The sequence below is a fragment of the Streptomyces sp. NPDC047706 genome, from assembly GCF_043204795.1.
Classification (GTDB): domain Bacteria; phylum Actinomycetota; class Actinomycetes; order Streptomycetales; family Streptomycetaceae; genus Streptomyces.
Genome location: NZ_JBIDCW010000003.1, coordinates 103,430 through 123,478, shown reverse-complemented (window position 1 = coordinate 123,478; position 20,049 = coordinate 103,430). Strand labels below are relative to the sequence as shown.

General features: G+C 75.5%; 15 protein-coding genes and 1 pseudogene. 14 read left to right on the top strand and 2 right to left on the bottom strand.

Features of this window, described 5'->3' with window-relative positions; genetic code table 11:
• Positions 1–100: 100 nt before the first annotated feature.
• The 3 genes from ACGF8A_RS04290 to ACGF8A_RS04280 all read left to right on the top strand — a co-directional run bounded on the left by ACGF8A_RS04290 (position 101) and on the right by ACGF8A_RS04280 (position 3,776).
• Complete coding sequence (locus ACGF8A_RS04290; RefSeq protein ID WP_393104063.1) at positions 101–1,291, top strand: lycopene cyclase family protein; 1,191 nt, start codon at positions 101–103, stop codon at positions 1,289–1,291.
• 185 nt (positions 1,292–1,476) lie between these two features.
• Positions 1,477–2,205 carry a class I SAM-dependent methyltransferase gene (locus ACGF8A_RS04285; protein ID WP_393104061.1) on the top strand — a complete coding sequence of 243 codons (729 nt, stop codon included), beginning with the start codon at positions 1,477–1,479 and terminating at the stop codon, positions 2,203–2,205.
• A complete protein-coding gene (locus ACGF8A_RS04280; RefSeq protein WP_393104059.1) occupies positions 2,202–3,776 on the top strand; it encodes an FAD-dependent oxidoreductase in 1,575 nt (524 codons plus the stop codon). Before ACGF8A_RS04285 ends, ACGF8A_RS04280 begins: the two co-directional genes overlap by 4 nt.
• A 30-nt stretch (positions 3,777–3,806) precedes the next feature.
• Here ACGF8A_RS04280 and ACGF8A_RS04275 read toward each other — a convergent pair whose 3' ends face one another.
• Together ACGF8A_RS04275 and ACGF8A_RS04270 are read right to left on the bottom strand one after the other, a co-directional pair.
• Positions 3,807–5,876: an MMPL family transporter gene (locus ACGF8A_RS04275; protein ID WP_393104057.1), complete on the bottom strand. Its 2,070-nt coding sequence runs from the start codon at positions 5,874–5,876 to the stop codon at positions 3,807–3,809.
• A 139-nt stretch (positions 5,877–6,015) separates the two neighbouring features.
• Complete coding sequence (locus ACGF8A_RS04270; RefSeq protein ID WP_393104055.1) at positions 6,016–6,528, bottom strand: MarR family winged helix-turn-helix transcriptional regulator; 513 nt, start codon at positions 6,526–6,528, stop codon at positions 6,016–6,018.
• 87 nt (positions 6,529–6,615) lie between these two features.
• On the opposite strand from ACGF8A_RS04270, the gene ACGF8A_RS04265 reads away from it, so the two are divergent.
• From ACGF8A_RS04265 to ACGF8A_RS04215, 11 genes and pseudogenes are all read left to right on the top strand, one after another.
• Positions 6,616–8,160 (top strand): SDR family oxidoreductase, encoded by a 1,545-nt coding sequence (locus ACGF8A_RS04265; protein ID WP_393104053.1) that lies wholly within the window; start codon positions 6,616–6,618, stop codon positions 8,158–8,160.
• 85 nt (positions 8,161–8,245) lie between these two features.
• Complete coding sequence (locus ACGF8A_RS04260) at positions 8,246–9,619, top strand: cryptochrome/photolyase family protein (RefSeq protein ID WP_393104051.1); 1,374 nt, start codon at positions 8,246–8,248, stop codon at positions 9,617–9,619.
• Positions 9,620–9,630: 11 nt separating this feature from the next.
• Positions 9,631–10,436, top strand: a pseudogene (locus ACGF8A_RS04255) (cryptochrome/photolyase family protein).
• An 82-nt stretch (positions 10,437–10,518) separates the two neighbouring features.
• Complete coding sequence (locus ACGF8A_RS04250) at positions 10,519–11,766, top strand: polyprenyl synthetase family protein (protein WP_393104049.1); 1,248 nt, start codon at positions 10,519–10,521, stop codon at positions 11,764–11,766.
• Positions 11,763–13,304 (top strand): phytoene desaturase, encoded by a 1,542-nt coding sequence (locus ACGF8A_RS04245; protein WP_393104047.1) that lies wholly within the window; start codon positions 11,763–11,765, stop codon positions 13,302–13,304. The genes ACGF8A_RS04250 and ACGF8A_RS04245 overlap by 4 nt, the downstream gene beginning before the upstream one ends.
• Complete coding sequence (locus ACGF8A_RS04240; RefSeq protein ID WP_393104045.1) at positions 13,301–14,299, top strand: phytoene/squalene synthase family protein; 999 nt, start codon at positions 13,301–13,303, stop codon at positions 14,297–14,299. Before ACGF8A_RS04245 ends, ACGF8A_RS04240 begins: the two co-directional genes overlap by 4 nt.
• On the top strand, positions 14,296–15,303 hold the full coding sequence (locus tag ACGF8A_RS04235) for a DUF5914 domain-containing protein (protein WP_393104043.1): 1,008 nt from the start codon (positions 14,296–14,298) through the stop codon (positions 15,301–15,303). Before ACGF8A_RS04240 ends, ACGF8A_RS04235 begins: the two co-directional genes overlap by 4 nt.
• A gap of 28 nt (positions 15,304–15,331) precedes the next feature.
• The gene (locus ACGF8A_RS04230; protein WP_393104041.1) at positions 15,332–16,417 is read left to right on the top strand and encodes a MerR family transcriptional regulator; all 1,086 of its coding nucleotides are present in this window, start codon (positions 15,332–15,334) and stop codon (positions 16,415–16,417) included.
• A 394-nt stretch (positions 16,418–16,811) separates the two neighbouring features.
• Entirely contained in the window at positions 16,812–17,384 is a 573-nt protein-coding gene (locus ACGF8A_RS04225) for a toxin-antitoxin system, toxin component family protein (protein ID WP_393104039.1), read from the top strand.
• Between the two features lie 58 nt (positions 17,385–17,442).
• Positions 17,443–18,630, top strand: coding sequence for an MAB_1171c family putative transporter (locus ACGF8A_RS04220; protein WP_393104037.1), 1,188 nt, complete (start codon positions 17,443–17,445; stop codon positions 18,628–18,630).
• On the top strand, positions 18,623–20,029 hold the full coding sequence (locus tag ACGF8A_RS04215) for an NAD(P)/FAD-dependent oxidoreductase (protein ID WP_393104035.1): 1,407 nt from the start codon (positions 18,623–18,625) through the stop codon (positions 20,027–20,029). Before ACGF8A_RS04220 ends, ACGF8A_RS04215 begins: the two co-directional genes overlap by 8 nt.
• Positions 20,030–20,049 lie beyond the last annotated feature (20 nt).

The following is a 20,049-nucleotide window of genomic DNA, read 5'->3' as shown; positions in this document are numbered from 1 at the left end:
GCGGGTGCGTCCAGGAGCGGGTCCGGGACGGAAGCAACAGCATCATGAGTACGCGCCCGGGGCAGCGCCCCAGGACCGTCACGGCCGCGAGGGAGCCTAGGTGCGGGACGCAGACGTAGTCGTCATCGGTGGCGGCGCAGCGGGGCTTTCCCTGGCCCGGCGGCTCACCGGGCCCCTGGTGCGCAACCGGCGGCCCCTGACGGTCGCGCTGGTCGACGCTCCGCCCGGCGCGCTACGCCCGCCGCCCCGGACGTGGTGCTACTGGGAGGCGCCGGGCGGTGAGTACGACGGTGTCGTCCACGCCGACTGGGGGCGCCTGCGCGTCACGGGCGCGGACGGCACGGCCGTCGTGCGGGATCCCGGTCCGCTGCGCTACAAGATGATCCGGTCCGTGGACTTCGAGCGGTGGGCGGGCGTGGAGCTGGCCCGCTCCGGATGCCTCCGTCACGAGGCCGTGGTCGAGAGCGTGCGCGACGTTCCCGGCGGTGCCGAGGTGTGCGGGCACGACGACCGCGGCGCCCCCGTGCGGCTGCTGGCCCGCTGGGTGTTCGACTCACGGCCCCCGGAACGGCCGGGACCGGCCCGGACCACGCTCCTGCAGCACTTCCGCGGCTGGTTCGTGCGGACCTCCCGCCCCGCCTTCGAGCCGGGTGTCGCCGACCTGATGGACTTCCGCGTTCCGCAGCCCCGGCACGGCCTGGCCTTCGGGTACGTCCTGCCCCTCGGCCGGCGGGAGGCGCTGGTCGAGTACACGGAGTTCTCCGCCAAGGTCCTCGACGGCGCCTCCTACGACCATGCGCTGACGCTCTACGCCGCCGAAGTGCTCCGCCTCGGGGAGTTCGAGGTGACGGCCGTGGAGGAGGGCGTCATCGCGATGGCCGACGCCCGGTTTCCGCGCCGTACCGGCAGGTCCGTCTTCCCGATCGGGGTGGCGGGCGGTGCCACCCGCCCCGCGACCGGCTACTCGTTCGCCGCGGCCCAGCGCCAGACGCGGGCGATCGCGGTGGCGATCGCGCAGGGCCGTACGCCGCTCGCCCCCGCTCCGCACGCGGCGCGGGCCCGCGCCATGGACGCCGTGCTGCTGCGCGCCCTGGACACCGGGCGGGTCGACGGGGCCGCCCTGTTCACCGGGCTGTTCGGCACGGTGCCGGCGCGGCGCCTGCTGCGTTTCCTCGACGGCCGGACCAACGCGCTGGAGGACATCGCGGTCGGGCTGCGCACCCCGGCACGGCCGATGCTGCGCACCGCCCTGGAGCTGCCCTTCCTTCCCCGGCGCCAGGCCGGACCATGACTCTTCCCTCCGGGCTCTCCCAGCTTTCCCGGCCTTCCGGCCTTCCCGATCCTTCCAGCCGTTCCGGCGTCTCTGGGCCTTCCCGGTCTTCCCGGCCCGCCCCGCCGTCCGGCCGGACGACGACCCTCCCCGCCCAGCACCCCACCGTGCCCCGGCCCTCCACCGCCGTACCGAGGAGCACCTCCATGTCACTCCTGCGCGACGCCGACCTCTCGGACGCGTTCGACCACGCGGCACCGTCCTACGACTGGATGGTCGCCGCCAACCCCGGGTACCACGGCCAGTTGCGCCGCTCCGCCCGCCGGCTGGCCCTGCCCGACGGTGGCAGCGGCCTGCGGCTGCTCGACCTCGGCTGCGGTACCGGCGCCTCCACCGCCGCCCTGCTCTCCGCCGCGCCGCGCGCCCGGATCACCGCGGTGGACGCGTCGGCGGGCATGCTCGCCAAGGCGCGGACCAAGCGCTGGCCGGCCCGGGTCAGCTTCGTGCACGCCTCCGCCGAGGAACTGGCCACGGCCGGGGTCACCGGCCCGTTCGACGCCGTGTTCGCCGCGTACCTGTTCCGCAACGTGGCCGACCCGGACCGGGTCCTCGCGGGCGTGCGGGACCTGCTCGTGCCGGGCGGACGGCTCGCGGTGCACGAGTACAGCCTCACCGGGCGGACGCCGCACCGCGCGGTGTGGACGGCCGTGTGCAAGGGCCTGGTCCTGCCGGTGGCCCGGCGCACCGGGGACGACGCGCTGTACGCGCACCTGTGGCGCAGCGTCGTCGAGTTCGACACCGCGGGCGCCTTCGCGGCGCGCCTGGAGCGGGCCGGGTTCGCGGACGTGCGGACACTGCCGCTGACGGGCTGGCAGACCGGGATCACCCACACGTTCGTGGCGCGGGTGCCGGCCACCCGAGGGGGACGGGCATGAGGAGGACGCGCTTCGCCGGCGAAGCCGCTGCCGGGGGTGCCGGACGGGGACGGGACCGCAGGGCACGCCTGCTGACGGACCGCAGGGGCGTGTCGCGGCTGGCGGGCGCCGCGCCGTCCGTCGCCGTCGCCGGCGGTGGCATCGCGGGGCTCGCCGCCGCCACCGTCCTGGCGGAGCGCGGGGTGCGGGTGACCCTGCTGGAGCGGGAGTCCGACCTGGGCGGGCGGCTGGCGGGCCGGCAGGTGCGCCTGGCCGACGGGTCGTCGGCCACCATGACACGCGGCTTCCACGCCTTCTTCCGCCAGTACTACAACCTCCGGGCGCTGCTGCGGCGGACCGACCCGGGCCTGCACGGGCTGACCGCCCTGCCCGACTATCCGCTGCGCCACAGCGCCGGGCTGCTCGACAGCTTCGCCCGTGTGCCGCGCACTCCCCCGCTGAACGCCCTCGGGTTCGTCGCGCTGAGCCCGACGTTCGGCTGGCGGGACCTGATGACCATGAACGCGCGGGCCGCGCTGCCGTTGCTGGACGTCCGCGTACCCCAGGTGTACGAGCGGCTGGACGGCGTCAGCGCGCATGACTTCCTGACGCGCATCGGTTTCCCGGCGGCCGCCCGGCACCTCGCCTTCGAGGTGTTCTCGCGCAGCTTCTTCGCGGACCCGAGGCAGCTCTCGGCGGCGGAACTGGCGCTGATGTTCCACATCTACTTCCTCGGCTCCAGCGAGGGGCTGCTGTTCGACGTGCCGCGCGAGTCGTTCCCCCAGGCGCTGTGGGAGCCCCTCGGGGACTACCTCCAGGAACGCGGGGCGACGGTCCTCACGGCGAGCCCGGTGGAGTCGGTGGCGCCTGCCCCGGACGGCACGGTCCGGGTGACCGTCGCCGGCCGGACGCGGCCCTACGACGCCGTGGTGCTGGCGATGGACGTGCCGGGCCTGCGGCAGGTCGCCGCCGCGTCACCGGAGCTGGTCGACCGGTCCTGGCGCGAGAGGGTCGCCGGGCTGCGCACCGCCCCGCCGTTCCTGGTGTCCCGGCTCTGGCTGGACCGGCCCGTGCACCCCGACCGCCCGGCGTTCCTGGGCACCAGCGGCTACGCGGAGCTGGACAACATCAGCGTCCTGGACCGCTGGGAGGGCGAGGCGCACCGCTGGGCGCTGCGCACGGGGGGTTCGGTGGTCGAACTCCACGCCTACGCCGTCCCGCCGGGCGCCGACCGCAAGGACGTGCGGGAGCGGCTGGTGAGCCAGTTGCACCGGGTGTATCCGGAGACCCGGGACGCTGCGGTGATCGACTCCCGCGACGAATGGCGGGAGGACTGCCCGCTCTTCGCCGTCGGCGGCTACGACCGCCGCCCCCGGGTACGGACGGCGGACCCGGCGGTCGTCGTGGCCGGCGACATGGTCGCCACCGGTCTCCCGGTCGCCCTCATGGAACGCGCCGCGACCAGCGGATTCCTGGCCGCGAACGTCCTGTTGCGCCGGTGGGGGGTACGGGCCGAACCCCTGCGGACGGTGCCGGGCCACGGCCGCTCGGCACCGCTGCGCGGCCTGGCGGCCCTGCTCGGGGAGCCGTGAGTCCCGGGCCGGGCCGCCACCGCCGGGGCGCTACCGCCCGCGGCCCAGCCGGCCCGGCCACCACACCGGGGCTCCGATGTCCCGTACCAGGGCGGGCACCAGCAGGGACCTGACCACCAGGGTGTCCAGCAGGACGCCGAACGCCACGATGAAGGCGATCTGCACCAGGAAGGCCAGGGGGATCACGCCGAGCGCGGCGAAGGTCGCCGCGAGCACGACACCCGCGGAGGTGATCACACCGCCGGTGGTGACCAGCCCGCGCAGCATGCCCTCGCGCACACCGTGCCGCAGCGACTCCTCCCGTACCCGGGACATCAGGAAGATGTTGTAGTCGACGCCCAGGGCCACCAGGAACACGAAGCCGTACAGCGGCACCGAGGGGTCGGTGCCCGTGAAGCCGAAGACATGCGTGAACACCAGGGACGCGACCCCCAGGGTGGCGAGGAAGCTGAGCGCCACGGTCGCCACCAGGAGGGCCGCCGCCGGCAGGGACCGCAGCAGCCCGACGAGGACGAGGAAGATCACCGCGAGGACGACGGGCACGATGAGGGTGCGGTCCCGTTCGGCGGTGCGCAGCGTGTCGTACTGCTGGGCGGTGTAGCCGCCGACCAGCGCGTCCGCGTCCGGCACGGCCCGCACGGCGGTGCGCAGGCGCGCCACGGTCTCCTTGGCAGCCTCGCTGTCCGCGGCCGCCTTCAGGGTGACGTCCACGCGTGCCCGCCCGTCGACCACGAACGGCTCCTGTCCCGGCCGCCCGGAACGTGTCACGGCCGCCGCGCCCGCGACCCCGTCGGTGGCCCGGGCCGCGGCGATCACCCGGTCCAGCCGTCCGGCGTCGGCGAGGACCACCGTGGGGTTGCCGGCACCTCCCGGGAAGTGCTCGCCGAGGGTGCGCTGTGCGGCGACGGACGGGGCGTCGTCCACGAAGATCTCGTCCAGCGGCACCCCCTTGGAGGTGAGACCGGGTGCCAGGGCGGCACAGGCCAGCAGTCCGGCCAGGGCGATCGCCCAGACCTTGCGCGGCGCGCGGTCCACGAGATCCGCGACCCTGCGCCACACGCCCGTCGCGGCGTTCCCCGCACCGCCGGTCCGGGGCTTCGCGGGCCAGTACGCGGCACGGCCCAGCAGGACGAGCGCCGCCGGCAGGAACGTGAGCGAACTGAGCACGGCGCACGCGATGCCGATCGCGCCGACCGGTCCCAGGGCCCGATTGTTCGTCAGGTCGCTGAGCAGCAGGGCGAGCAGGCCGAGCGCCACGGTCGCGGCGCTGGCGACGACGGCGCCCCAGGACTGCCGCAGCGCGGCTCGCACGGCCTCGAAGCGGTCCTCGCGCAGCGCGAGTTCCTCCCGGAAACGGGCGGTGATCAGCAGGGCGTAGTCGGTGGCCGCGCCGATCACCAGGATGGAGAGGATGCCCTGCACCTGGCCGTCGACGCGTACGACGTCGCGGTCGGCGAGCGCGTAGACGACCGCGCAGGCCAGCCCGAGGGAGAAGACCGAGCCGAGTATCACCACGAAGGGCAGGAGCACGCTGCGGTAGACCAGCAGGAGGATGACCAGGACGGTGATCAGCGCCACCACCAGCAGCAGTCCGTCGATGCCGGCGAAGGCGTCCGACAGGTCCGCCTGGGTGGCGGCGGGGCCGGCCACTGCCACCGTGGTCCCCGGTACCCGCTCGGCGGTGGCACGGATCCGGTCGAGCGTCGCGGGCAGTTCGTCCCCGAGGTCCGGGCGGAGCTGGACGACGCCCTGGAGTGCCGCGCCGTCCCCCGAGAGGAGCGCGGGTGAGGGCCGTCCGGTCACGCCGGGCGTGCCGGCGAGCGAGGCCAGCGCCCGGGTCGCCTCGGGCCGCGCGCTCGCGGCCTCGCCCTCGGTCGTCCAGACGACGACCGCGGGCAGCGACTCCGCCTGGCTGAAGGCGCGTTGCGCCTCGATGACCTTGGTGGACTCGGCGCTGCGGGGCAGGAAGGCCGCCTGGTCGTTGGTGGCCACCTCCCCGAGCCTGCCGGCGAAGGGGCCCAGCGCGCCGCCGATGCCGAGCCAGGCGATCAGGAGGAGGAGGGGGACGAGCAGACGCGCTCGTCGGGGGTGGACGGACATGGTTCTCCAGGCGTCGGGGTCTGCGGTACGACGGGCGGGCACAACAACTCAACTATAAAGAATCTCAATCATTGAGTTGTCTGGGCCGCTCGTGATCATAGGTGACGCCCTTGATTCCGCCGCCGGCGGCCCTTCGGATTCACCGGCCCACGGCGAGTTCCTCGTTGAGGACGGCGAGGAAGCGGACCACCACGGCCAGCTCCTCGTCGGTGAAACGGTCCATGGCGGACCAGGTGGCGTCGGCCAGCGGACGGAAGTGCGTATGGGCCGCCGCCCGCGCGTCCTCCACGTAGTACAGGTGAACGACGCGGCGATCGCTGCTCTCCCGTACCCGGCGGATGTGACCGGCCCGCTCCAGCCGGTCCAGGCACGCGGTGACCGCACCGGAGGTCAGTCCGAGGCTCTCGCGCAGCCGTCCGGGCGTCATCGGCTCCTGGGCGTCCAGGATCGCCGCCAGCGCCTGGACGTCGGTCGTGTGCAGGCCCCGCTCCCCCGCGAAGCGCTGGACCACCCGGCCGATCTCGCCGTGCAGCCTGCGCAGCCCCACGGCGAGCGACTGGAGGTCGACGTCCCGGCCGCCGCCCGGAGCCCGGCTCCCGGGCGCCTCGTCGGTCCCGTCCGCCCCGCTGTGCTCCACGTCTGTTCCGGCCACCTGATCAGCCTATGGGAAACGTCACCGCATCCGAACGCGCCGCCAGAGTGGAAGGTATCCCGAAGGCGCCGACACGGAGGAACACCCATGGTCCAGCACGCCACCGCACCCGGGCCGCACTGCCTCGTCACCGGTGCCACCGGCTACATCGGCGGCCGGCTCGTCCCGGAACTGCTGCAGGCGGGGCACCGGGTGCGCTGTCTGACGCGGTCGCCGGACAAGTTGCGCGACCACACCTGGAGGAACGAGGTCGAGGTGGCGCGCGGGGACGTCACGGACGCCGCGTCGGCCGCCGGGGCGCTGCGCGGCATCGACGTCGCCTACTACCTGGTCCACGCCATCGGCACGGGCGGCGGTTTCGAGGACGCCGACCGGCGGGCCGCACGCGTGTTCGCGGAGCAGGCCCGGGCCGCCGGGGTGCGCCGCATCGTCTACCTGGGCGGCCTGAAGCCGGCCGGCGTCCCCGACCGCGAGCTGTCGCCGCATCTGCGCTCCCGCGACGAGGTCGGGCGCATCCTCCTCGCGTCGGGCGTGCCGACGACCGTCCTGCGGGCCGCCGTCATCATCGGGTCGGGCTCCGCCTCCTTCGAGATGCTGCGCTACCTCACCGAACGGCTGCCGGTGATGGTCACACCCAGCTGGGTGCACACCCGGATCCAGCCCATCGCCGTGCGGGACGTGCTGCGGCTGCTCGTCGGCAGCACCGGCATGCCGGCCTCGGTGAACCGCTCGTTCGACATCGGCGGCCCGGAGATCCTGACGTACCGCGACATGATGCTCCGCTACGCGGCGGTCGCGGACCTGCCCCGGCGGCTGATCCTGCCCGTGCCGGTGCTGACTCCCCGGCTGTCCAGCCACTGGGTGGGCCTGGTGACGCCCGTCCCGTCCTCCATCGCCCGGCCGCTGACCGAGTCCCTGCGCCACGAGGTGGTCTGCCGCGAGCACGACATCGCCCGGTACGTCCCCGACCCGCCCGGCGGCCTGATCGGCTTCGACGAGGCGGTGCGGCTCGCCCTCCAGCGCGTCCGGGACGCCCAGGTCACCACGCGCTGGTCGTCCTCGGCGCTGCCCGGCGCGCCCAGCGATCCCCTGCCCACGGACCCCGACTGGGCGGGCGGCAGCCTCTACCAGGACAGGCGGGCGGTAGCCGTGGACGCCTCGCGGGAGGCGCTGTGGCGGATCATCGAGGGCGTCGGCGGCGAGAACGGCTGGTACTCCCTGCCGATGGCCTGGTCGGTACGCGGCTGGCTGGACCGGCTGGTCGGCGGTGCGGGCCTGCGCCGCGGCCGCCGCGACGCGACCCGGCTGCGCGTGGGCGACGCCGTGGACTTCTGGCGCGTGGAGGACGTCGAGCCGGGCCGCCTGCTGCGGTTGCGGGCGGAGATGCGGCTGCCCGGGCTTGCCTGGCTGGAGATGTACGCCGAGCCGCTCGGCGACGGCCGCGCCCGCTACCGGCAGCGCGCCCTGTTCCATCCGCACGGCCTCCTCGGGCACCTCTACTGGTGGAGCATCTCCCCCTTCCACGCGGCCGTCTTCGGCGGCATGGCCCGCAACATCGCGCGCGCCGCGGCGAAGGCGACGGACGCGCCCGCACCGCGGACCACCGGCGCCCGGGGCGGTGGAGCCCCGTGACGCGCGCCCGCCGCCGGGCCCCCGCCGCGCGCCGGCCGCCCCCCGCGTCCCCCGTCCCGTCTCCCGGATCCCCTGGAGCCCGCCCATGAACGTCTCCGTCGTCCTGTTCACCGCGGACCTGCGGCTGCACGACCACCCGCCGCTGCGCGCCGCGCGTGACGGCTCCCGTCAGGTGGTCCCCCTGTTCGTCCACGACCGGGGCGTGCTCGACGCCGGGTTCGCGGTGCCGAACCGGGCCGCCTTCCTGGCGGACTGCCTCGGCGATCTGGACGCCGGGCTACGGGCCCGGGGCGGGCGGCTGGTGGTGCGCTCCGGCGAGGTCGTGCGCGAGGTCTGCAAGGTGGCCGCGGAGGCCGACGCCGACGAGGTGCACATGGCCTCCGACGTCAGTTCGTACGCCCACCACCGCGAGGAGCGCCTGCGCGCCGCGCTGGAGGCCGACGGCCGCCGACTGCACGTGCACGACACGGTCACCACGGCCGTGGCACCGGGCGCGATCACCCCGGCCGGCGCTGACCACTTCGCCGTCTTCACGCCGTACTTCCGCCGGTGGTCGCAGGAGAGCCTGCGCAAACCCCTCGACGCGCCGCGCTCGGTGGGCGTGCCCGACGGCATCGGTTCCGAGCCGCTGCCCTCCCGCCGCAAGGTCGAGGGCGTCTCCCCGGGACTGGCGCGCGGCGGCGAGACGGCCGGCCGCAAGCAGCTCACGGCCTGGCTCGACGGGGGCGTGCGCGACTACGAGGACCGCCACGACGACCTGGCCGGCGACGCCACCTCCCGGCTCTCGCCGCACCTGCACTTCGGCACCCTCTCGCCCCTGGAGACCGTCCACCGGGCCCGCGCTGCGGGCGGTGCCGGGGCCGACGCCTTCGTACGGCAGCTGGCCTGGCGGGACTTCCACCGCCAGGTGCTGGCGGCCCGGCCGGACGCGGCGCGGGCCGACTACCGGGACCGCGGCGACCGCTGGCGCGGTGAACCGGAGGCCCACGACGACATCGAGGCGTGGCGCGCGGGCCGCACCGGCTACCCGGTGGTCGACGCCGCGATGCGGCAGCTGCGCCACGAGGGCTGGATGCACAACCGCGGCCGGCTGCTGACGGCGTCCTTCCTGGCCAAGACGCTCTACGTCGACTGGCGGGTGGGCGCCGGGCACTTCCTGTCGCTGCTCGTCGACGGGGACCTCGCCAACAACCAGCTCAACTGGCAGTGGGTGGCCGGGACCGGCACCGACACCCGGCCGGGCCGGGTCCTCAACCCGGTCGCCCAGGCCAAGCGGTACGACCCCGACGGGGAATACGTACGGCGCTGGGTTCCCGAGCTGCAGGGGGTCGAGGGCCCCGCCGTGCACGAACCGTGGAAGCTGGCGGGCCCGGAGCGCTCGGCGCTCGACTACCCCCGGCCCGTGATCGACCTGCGCGAGGGCCTGGAGCGGTTCAGGAAGGCCCGCGAACGCGGCTGAGGAGCACGCACATGACCGCTGCGCACTGGCTGTTCGGGGACCAGCTCGGCCCGCACTTCCTGGCGCCCGGGGACGGCGGTCCTGACCGTGCGGCGCCCGTCGTGATGATCGAGGCGCGGTCGGTGTTCCGGCGCCGCCGCTTCCACCGGGCCAAGGCCCACCTGGTGCTGTCCGCCATGCGGCACCGGGCCGCCGAACTCGGCGACCGGGTCCGTTACGTGCGCGCCGAGACCTACCGGGAGGGCCTGCGCGAGGCCGTCGGCGACGCGGAGTGACGGTAGGCCATCCGACCTCGCGGCCCGGCTGGTTCCTCGAACTCGACGCCGACGCGGTCACCGCCCGCTGCCTGGCCACCGCCCTCGCGCAGGTCCGTGACACGGGGTGGACCCACCACATCCAGCGGCTGATGGTGCTCGGCAGCCACGCGCTGCAACGCGGCTGGGACCCGTGCGCGGTGACGGACTGGTTCCACCGCTGCTTCGTGGACGGCTACGACTGGGTGATGCTGCCCAACGTCGTCGGCATGTCGCAGTACGCCGACGGCGGGCGGATGACCACCAAGCCCTACACCTCCGGCGGGGCGTACGTGCACCGGATGAGCGATCTGTGCGACGGCTGCGCCTACCGGCCCACCGAGCGCCTCGGCGAACGGGCCTGCCCGTACACCGCCGGCTACTGGGCCTTCCTGCACCGGCACCGGGCCTGGCTGCTGGCGGGCAACCCCCGCATGACGCGGGCCGTACGGGGGCTGGACCGGCTGGCGGACGTGGCGGGGGTCGTACGCCAGGAGCGGCTGCGCGGTGACGCCCCTCCGTGACGTACCCCATTGGCGCATCCGATCCGGTCGCTCGCGCGGAAGGCATGGACACAGTGCCGCGCCACCGAGGAGAGGACCCGGCATGCGTGCCAGCCACCCCACGGCCCGCGCCCCCCACCGGGCGACGGCGTCCGAACGGCCCCACCACGAGGCAGCGCCCGACGCGGGGGCCGAGAGCCGCGGCGCGGCCGGGTTCCAGGTGGCCGCCGTCGACCGGGACGTCCGCGCCGCCGTCGAAAGAGTGCTCGGGCAGGTCCTGGCGGAGAACCTCGCCCGCGCCCGCGCGCTGGACCCGCTCTTCGCCCGCGACGTCGCCGACCGGGTCGCCCGCTTCACCCTGGACGGCGGCAAGCGGCTCCGCTCCCGGATCGTGTGGTGGACGATGCGCGCCTGCGGCGGCGGGGACGGCGTCGCGGGGCAGGCGGCGCTGCGGACCGGGGCCGCCCTCGAACTGATCCAGACCTGCGCCCTCGCCCACGACGACGTGATGGACGGCGCGCGCACCCGGCGCGGCCGGCCCGCCCTGCACGCCTCCGTCGCCGCCCAGTACCGGCAGACCGCGCCGGACGGCAGGGCCGAACGGCTCGGCGAGGCCACCGCGATACTCGCCGGTGACCTGGCGCTCGCCTGGGCCGACGACCTGATCGCCGACACCGTGGTGCCGGAGCACTGCTCCCGCCGCCTGCGGGAGCTGTGGCGGGACATGCGCACCGAGATGGTGGCCGGACAGTACCTGGACGTCCAGGGCCAGGCCACCCGCGCGCGCTCCGTGCCCCAGGCGGTGCGGGCCGCCACCCTCAAGAGCGCCCTGTACTCGGTCGAGCGGCCGATGGCACTGGGCGCCGCCCTGGCCGGGGCCGACGCGGCCACGACGGCCGCGCTGTGCGCCGCCGGGCGCGGAGCGGGCCTGGCGTTCCAGCTGCGGGACGACATCGAGGACCTGTTCGCCGATCCGGACCGCACCGGGAAACCGCCGGGTGGCGACCTGCGCAACGGCAAGCCCACCTACCTCTTCACCGTCGCCCGGGCGTGGGCCGAGGAAGCCGGCGACCTGAGCGCGCTCGCCGTGCTGGACGGGGCGCACGGCCGCGCCGATCTGCCGGAGTCCGCCCTCGGCCCGGTGCGGCAGGTCCTGGTCGCCTCGGGCGCGCTCAAGGCCGTGGAGGACAAAATCGGCCGGCTGGCCCGGTGCGCCGTCGGCCAACTGCGGTGCGCCCGCCTCGATCCGGCGGGCGGTGCCGAACTGGAACGGCTGCTGCTGCGCGCGGCGGGCGGGCCCACGGCGCAGCCGGCCCCGCCCGTCGCCGAAGCCGAGGGGGCAGGGCGATGACACGCACCGTTCCCGGCCGTACCGACCACGTGGTGGTCGTCGGCGCCGGTCTGTCCGGCCTGTCGGCCACCCTGCACCTGCTCGGCGCCGGGCGCCGGGTCACCGTCGTCGAGCGTGACGCGCTGCCGGGCGGACGCGCCGGGCGCCTGACGCGCGCCGGTTACCGCATGGACACCGGCCCCACGGTGCTGACGATGCCGCATCTGGCGGACGAGGCCTTCGCGGCGGTCGGGGACAGCCTGGCCGCCCGGGTCGAGCTGATCGAACTGCGCCCCGCCTACCGCGCGTGCTTCGCCGACGGCAGCGCGCTCGACGTGCACACGGACGGCCCGGCCATGGAGGCGGAGGTCGAACGCTTCGCGGGCGCGGCGGAGGCCGCCGGATACCGCCGGCTGCGCCGCTGGCTCGAGCAGGTCTACCGGGCCCAGATGCGGCGTTTCATCGACCGCAACTTCGACTCGCCCTTCGAGCTGCTCACCTGGGACCTGGCGCGCCTCGCCGCCCTGGGCGGCTTCGGCCGGCTGGAGCCGGCCATCGGCCGTCATCTGCGGGACGAGCGGCTGCGCCGGGTGTTCTCCTTCCAGGCGCTGTACGCCGGTGTCCCGCCGCGGCGCGCGCTCGCCGCGTACGCCGTGATCGCCTACATGGACACCGTCGCCGGTGTGTACTTCCCGCGCGGCGGCATGCACGCCCTGCCCCAGGCCATGGCGGACGCCGCCGCCGCGGCGGGCGCCGAGTTCCGCCACGGCCAGGAGGTCGCCCGGCTGGAGCGGCACGGCAGCCGCGTGCGCGCGGTGGTGACCGCCGACGGCGACCGCATCCCCTGCGACGCGGTCGTCCTCACCCCCGACCTGCCCGTGGCCTACCGGCTGCTGGGCCGTACCCCCAACCGGCCGGCCCGGCTGACGCACGCGCCGTCGGCCGTCGTACTGCACGCGGGCACCGATCGCACCTGGCCGCAGCTCGCCCACCACACCCTGTCCTTCGGCGCCCGGTGGCACGGCACCTTCGACGAACTCACCCGCGCCGGCAGCCTCATGTCCGATCCGTCCCTGCTGATCACCCGCCCCACCACGACCGACCCGGATCTCGCACCGCCCGGCCGCCATCTGCACTACGTCCTCGCGCCGTGCCCCAACACCGACATCGGTCCGGGCGCCGCCGACTGGCACGATCTGGCCCCCCGGTACCGCGACCGGATCCTCACCGAACTCGAACGCCGGGGACTGACCGGCCTGGGCGCGGCCATCGAGGAGGAGTGCCTGGTGACCCCCGCCGACTGGCAGGCGCAGGGGCACGCGGCGGGCACGCCGTTCTCGGCCGCCCACACCTTCCGCCAGACCGGGCCCTTCCGGCCCCGCAACCTCGTCCGCGGCACGGACAACGCCGTCCTCGCCGGCTGCGGCACCACACCCGGCGTCGGCGTCCCCACGGTGCTGCTGTCGGGCAAACTCGCCGCCGCCCGCATCACCGGCGGCCGGGCAGCGGCCCCACGCCCGCGCACCGGCCGCCCTGCAACCGAAGGGATCCCGTCATGACCAGCCGAGAGCTCGACGCGGCGGGCATCGCCGACCCGGACCTGCGCGCCGCCTACACCCGCTGCCGCGCCCTCAACGCCCGGCACGGCAAGACGTACTTCCTCGCGACCCGGCTGCTGCCCCTCGCCCGCCGACCCGCCGTGCACGCCCTCTACGGGTTCGCCCGCTGGGCGGACGACATCGTCGACGCCCTCGGCACCGGTGACACGCGTGACGACCGGGCACAGCAACTCGCGCTGCTGGGGGCCCGGCTGGAGCGGGGGCTGCGGGAGGGCCACAGCACCGAACCCGTCGTCCACGCCCTCGCGGACACCGCCCGCCGGCACACCATCGACCACCAGCACTTCACGGACTTCATGGCCGCCATGCGCAGCGACCTGGACGTCACGGACTACGCCACCTACGCCGACCTGCGCGCCTACATGCACGGCTCCGCCGCCGTGATCGGACTCCAGATGCTGCCCGTCCTCGGCACCGTGGTGCCGCGTGCCGAGGCCGCCCCGCACGCCGCGGCCCTCGGCGTGGCCTTCCAGCTCACCAACTTCCTGCGGGACGTCGGCGAGGACCTCGACCGCGGGCGCGTCTACCTCCCCGCCGACCTGCTCGCCGCGCACGGCACCGACCGCGAACTGCTGCTCTGGAGCCGCCGCAGCGGGCGCGGCGACAAGCGGATCACGGAGGCGCTGCGGGCCGCCGAGGACCTCACCCGGGGCGTCTACCGTGAGGCCGCGCCCGGCATCGCCATGCTCGAACCGGCCTCCCGCCCCTGCATCCGCACCGCGTTCGTGCTGTACGGCGGGATCCTCGACACGATCGCCGAGGGCGGGTACTCGGTGGTCCACCGGCGTGCGGTGGTTCCGCTCCGGCGGCGGCTGACGGTGGCCGGCGACGGTCTCGCCCGTGTACTGCGGGCCAGGCTGACGGCGGGTGCCGCCGCCCCACCGCCCAGGGACGCGGCGGTGCCGGCCGCCGCCGTCGCCGAGGAGAGCAGGTGAGCGCCGGTCGCCGTGGCCGGTTCCCGCTGCGGCTGCGCAGGGACCCGGTGACCTGGACACACCAGCGGCCCACCTGGCGGGAGGCCCGCCCCGCCGTGATCGCCGCGGCGCTGAAACGGGCGCAGGCGCGGCCGTCCGGCAACTGGTACGTCGTCGGCGCCACCGGCGACCTCCCCGGGGACCGGCCGCTCGCCCGGACCGTGGCGGGGCGGGAGGTGGTCGTGTGGCGCGACCGTACGGGCCGGCTGGTGGCCGGGCCCGGCAGCTGCCCGCACCTCGGGGCGCCGCTGGGCGACAGCCCCGTGCGCTGCGGCACCCTGATCTGCCACTGGCACGGCCTGGCCCTGGACGGCGGTTCGGCGGCGGGCTGGGAGCCCCTGCCGGCGCACGACGACGGCGTCCTCCTGTGGGTCCGGCTGGACGAGGCGGGCGGTGAGACGCCGCGCGAGGCCCCCGTGGTGCCCGCCCGGCCCGCTCTCCCCGGCGCCCTGCACGCCGTGTACACCGCGATCGGCGTCTGCGAGCCGGAGGACGTGGTCGCCAACCGCCTCGACCCCTGGCACGGCGCCTGGTTCCACCCGTACTCCTTCGTGGACCTGACCGTCCTGGACGCGCATGGCCCCGACGGGGCCGGGGACGGCGACGGTTTCGCCGTCGACGTGTCCTTCAAGGTCGCCGGGCGGCTGGTGGTTCCGGTACGGGCCCTCTTCACCGCGCCGGAGCCGCGCACCGTCGTGATGCGGATCACGGAGGGCGAGGGCGAGGGATCGGTCGTCGAGACCCATGCCACGCCGCTCGGCCCGGACGGCCGTGGCCGGCCGCGCACCGCCGTGACCGAGGCGGTCGTCGCCGCCTCCGACCGCCGTGGCTTCGCGGTGGCCCGCGCGCTGGCGCCGGCGCTGCGTCCGCTGGTGCGCGCCGCCGCCGGGCGCCTGTGGCGCGACGACCTGGCGTATGCCGAGCGCCGGTGGCTGCTGCGTTCGACCGGCCGTTTCCCGGGCTGACCCGGCGTCACGGCCGTAGAGTTTGCGCATGGCACGGGAGAGGGAGCCGGTCTCCGAGGTGGGTCTGACGACCGGTGCCCTGGCCCGGCGGCTCGGTGTCTCGCCGACGACCCTGCGCTCCTGGGACCGCCGGTACGGAGTCGGCACGCGGGTGCGGACCGAGGGGCGGCATCGCCGCTGGTCACCGGAGGACGTGGCGGTGCTGGAGGCGATGTGCCGGCTGACGTCCGCGGGGATACCGCCCGCGGAGGCCGCCCGCGCCGCGCGCGCCGGTGCCGACGTCTCCGGCTCCGATCCGTCCGGCTCGGATCCGTCCGGCTCGGATCCGTCCGGCTCGGATCCGTCCGGCCCCGGCGTGTCCGGTCCCCGCTCGTCCCGTCCCGGCGTGTCCCGTCCCGACGACGGCGGACCGGACGGCGAGGGCCGCTCCCACGCCGCCGGCGCCCTCCCGCTGGGCGACGTGCGCCAGGAGTGCCGGGGCCTCGCCCGGGCCGCCGTGCGGCTGGACGCCCCGGCGGTGGACGAGCTCCTGGCCGCCGCCGTCGACCGTCATGGCGTCGTCCGCGCCTGGCACGACGTCATGATGCCGGTGCTGCACGCCGTGGGCCGCAAATGGGAGACCTCGGGCGACCGCTACGTCGAGGTCGAGCACCTCCTGTCCTGGCACGTCTCGACCACGCTGCGCCGCGCCACCCGGCTGGTGAGCTCCCCCGCGCCGCCACCGGAACCGTCCCTCCCGACCGTCCCCGGCCCGGTCGTGCTGGCCTGCGTGCCCGGGGAGCAGCACACCCTCGCCCTGGAGGCACTCACCGCCGCGCTGTGCGAGCGCGGGGTGCCCACCCGGATGTTCGGAGCGGCCGTACCGGCGGAGGCGCTCACCGCGGCGGTCCGGCGGCTCGGCCCGCCCGTCGTGGTCCTGTGGGCGCAGGCCCGCAGCACGGCGAGCACGGCGCTGGCGGCGCATGTCGCCGCCGCCCGCTGGGGTGCCCGAGGCGCCCGCCGCCGCCCGCTGGTCGTCCTCGGCGGCACGGGGTGGGCCGGCTCCGCACCGGCGGGGATGCCGAGGCCGGCCGGACTCGGCGAGGCGCTGGAACTGGTGTCCGGCGTCTACTAGAGGCACTGCCGGGATCCACCGGGGTGGCTGCGGCTCCGCCGAACCCCGGTACGTCAGCCCGGTCGCGCGTTCGCCGGGCACCGGGCACGATCGGTCCGTCCGCGGTCCGGACGATGCCGGCGACCGTGATCGCCGAAGCCTCGCGCCGCCCGGTACCCGCCGCTGCCGCCGCGCCGCGGATCGCCGAAGATCCCCACCGGGAACCTGTGCGGCGATGTCCCGCGCGGCGGCGTCCGTCGTGGGCCGGCCGTCACCGCACCGCCGCCACGGCGGCCTCGCTTCGGGCAGCCCTCGGTCGTTTTCGGTTGAACCACGGTCGCTCGACCCCATGACGCGGACACTTCCGGCCGCGTAGTCTCGAACCGCCCGTCGACCGGCGGGGAGAGGGGGTGCGATGGATCTCGCGGCGCTGCGGCGCCGGCGGCGTGGTTCGGCCATGCGCACGCTGGTCGCCGACCTCGGCACCGCCCTGCGGACCCGCCCCCGTCCACCCGCCGACCTGCCTGACCTGTGCCGGGCGCTGTGCGAGGCGATGAGCGAGCAACGCGGCGGACGCCGCGTCGAGCTGCGCTTCGAGCGGTTCCCCGACGAGATCGAAGTGACCGGACTGTGGGTGGAGTTCCAGGACTTCGACCTGGTCATCGTCGAGGAGCGCGCCGAAGCACTGCAGCAACTGGTCATCCTCGGCCATGAGTTGTGGCACATGTTCGCCGGACACGACCACCAGCAGGTCGCCGGGACGGCCGCGGCACACGCCCTCGTGGACCGCTCCGGCCCCGGCACCGCCCTCGGCGCCGCCGCCCGCAACGGCTCGCGCCGCCGGGAGGAGGCCGAGGCCGACGAGTTCGGCCACCGCCTCGCCGCCCGGTTCCGGCCCCTCGTCTGCGGCGACGGCGGCCACGACGACTCGCTCGACCCCGTGCAGCGTTCCATGGGCTACCGCGGACGAAAGGGTGCACAGCGGTGACGAACGCCTCCGTGCCGCCGGCGGGCCCCCCGCAGGCGCCCTCCCCGGCGAGGTGCACATGACCTTCTGGCTGCCCGCCCTCGTACTGACCGCTGCCCTGGCGATCAAGCTGCCCAGCATCATCAAGATGTGGCGGGACCCGCTGCTGCGGGCCGTCGGCGGTCTGCTGCTCTTCGCCTGCGCCGTGTTCGTCTTCGCGGCCCCGAGGACCATCGCCTGGACGAACCGGGTCACCGGCGTGCCCAACATCTCGGCGCCTCTGGTGTACTCCCTGCTCACCGCGCTCTGCGCGTCCTGGCTGCTGCTGATCATCGCCTGGCGCAACGGGCTGACCGACCGCGCCAACCGCACGCGCCGCGCGGTCCGCCTGGTCGTCGCCGTCTACGCCGGTGTGATCGTCGCCCTGTGGACGCTCTTCTGGCTGGCCGACGCGCCCGTGGAACGGCTCCGCGACCTGGACACGTACTACGCCACCACCCCCTTCATGCGCGAGCAGATCCTGCTCTACCTGACCGCGCACACCGTCGCCTGCGCGATCACGGCCCGGCTGATCTGGAACTGGATCCGCACCGACGGCCTCGACGCCTGGCTGCGCTGGGGGCTGCGGCTGCTGGGCGTCGGCTACGCGACGAACCTGTTCTTCGACGCCTCCAAGCTCACCGCCATCGTGGCCCGTTGGACCGGCCACGACCTGGACTGGCTGAGCACCGACGTGGCGCCGGCGGCCGCCTGTGTCTCCGCGACCCTGGTCGCGGTCGGCTTCATCGTGCCGCACGCCGGCCAGTACCTCCAGGAGCACTGGCGGGTCCGGGCCCGCCACCGGCAGCTGCGCCCCCTGGCCCTGCTGATGCGGGCCGTCAGCGCCGGCCGTGAGCCCTTCGCCCCGCAGGCCCCTGCCGAACTGCGCCTGATCCGGCGCGAGACGTTCATCCGTGACGCGCTGCTGCAGCTCGCCCGCCATCTCGACGAGGAACTGCGCGCACGGGCCTACGACGCGGCGCTCGGCCTCGGGTTCGAGCGGGGCCGGGCGCAGGCCCTGGCCGCCGCCGTCACGATCCTGGACGCCGTCGACGCCCGCGAGCGGTCCCGGGACCACGGCCGCGGCGCCGCGCCGTCCGAACCGGACAGCACCTATCTCCTGCGGGAGATCCACGCGGTGTCCCAGGTCCTTCGCAGTCCCGACGAGATCAAGGCGGTGCGCGCCCGCGCCGCCGCCCCGGCAGAGAGTGTGTCCGCGCATGACTGAACCGTCCGTCCCCGCCAGAACCGCCGTCGTCCTGGGGGGATCACACGCCGGCATGCTCGCGGCGCGCGCGCTGGCGGAGTTCGCCGACCGGGTCGTCGTGGTGGAGCGGGACGTGCTGCCCGCGGGCCCCGCGCCCCGCAGGGGGCTGCCGCAGGCGCGGCACGCCCACATGCTGTGGTCCGGCGGCGCGCGGGCCGTGGAGGCGCTGGTGCCGGGTGTCACCGAGGCCCTGCTGGAGGCCGGGGCACGCCGGCTGCCCGTCACGACGGACATGGTCGCCCTGTCGCGGCAGGGCTGGTTCCGCCGCTGGCCCGAGTCGCATCACGTGCTCCTGGCCGGCCGGGACCTGCTGGACGCGACGATCCGCGCGCAGGTGCTCGCGGACACCCGGGTCGAGGTCCTCCAGAGCACGCGGGCGCTCGGACTCGAGGGCTCCGCGGCGGCCGTCACCGGGGTCCGCGTGCGCGAACGCGGCACCGGAGACGAGCGCGTCATCGAGGCGGGCATGGTCGTCGACGCCACCGGGCGCGGCTCGGCGGCCGCCAACTGGCTGACCTGCCTGGGACTTCCCGCGGCCCGGCAGCGGAAGGTCGACCCCGGACTGGCGTACGCCAGCCGCCTCTACCTCGCCCCCGAGGACGCCCGCGGCGGCTTCCCGGTCGTCAACGTGCAGTCCGACCCGCGGGACGGCGGACCGGGCCGGGCGGGCTTCCTGCTGCCGATCGAGGACGGCCGGTGGATCGTCACCCTGTCGGGGACCCGCGGCGGCGAACCGTCCGCCGCCGAGGACGACTTCGTGCGGTTCGCCCGCGAGGACCTCCGGCACCCTCTCATCGGCGAGCTGCTGGAACGGGCGGAGCCGCTGTCCGGGGTGTCGTTCACCCGCAGCACCGTCAACCGCCGGTACCTCTACGAGCGGATGCCGGCCTGGCCCGGGAACTTCACCGTCCTCGGCGACGCGCTCGCCTCCTTCAACCCGGTCTACGGTCATGGCCTGGCGGCCGCCGCGCAGTGCGCGCTGCTGCTGCGCGACCTGACGAGGCGGCACGGCTGGGCGGCGCCGGGGCTCTCCCGCCGGGTGCAGAAGGCGCTGGCCCGGCCGGTCGGCGCCGCCTGGGACCTGGCCATCGGCCAGGACGTGTTCTGCCCCGGCGCCACCGCGGACGGCCCCACGCTCAGGGACCGGCTCGTGGCGTCGTACGTCGACCGGCTCATGTACACGGCCACCGGCAACGGCAGGATCGCCCGCCGGGTGACCGACGTGACGTCGCTGGAGCGGGGCTCGCAGGTGCTGCTGGCCCCCTCGGTCCTGCTGGCGGCGGCGGTGGGGCCGTTGCGGCCGGCACTCGCCGGCCCCCCGCTGACGAGCGAGGAGCGCAAGGCGGCGGGGCTGGCGTAGCCGGGCTTCGGGACGGGCGG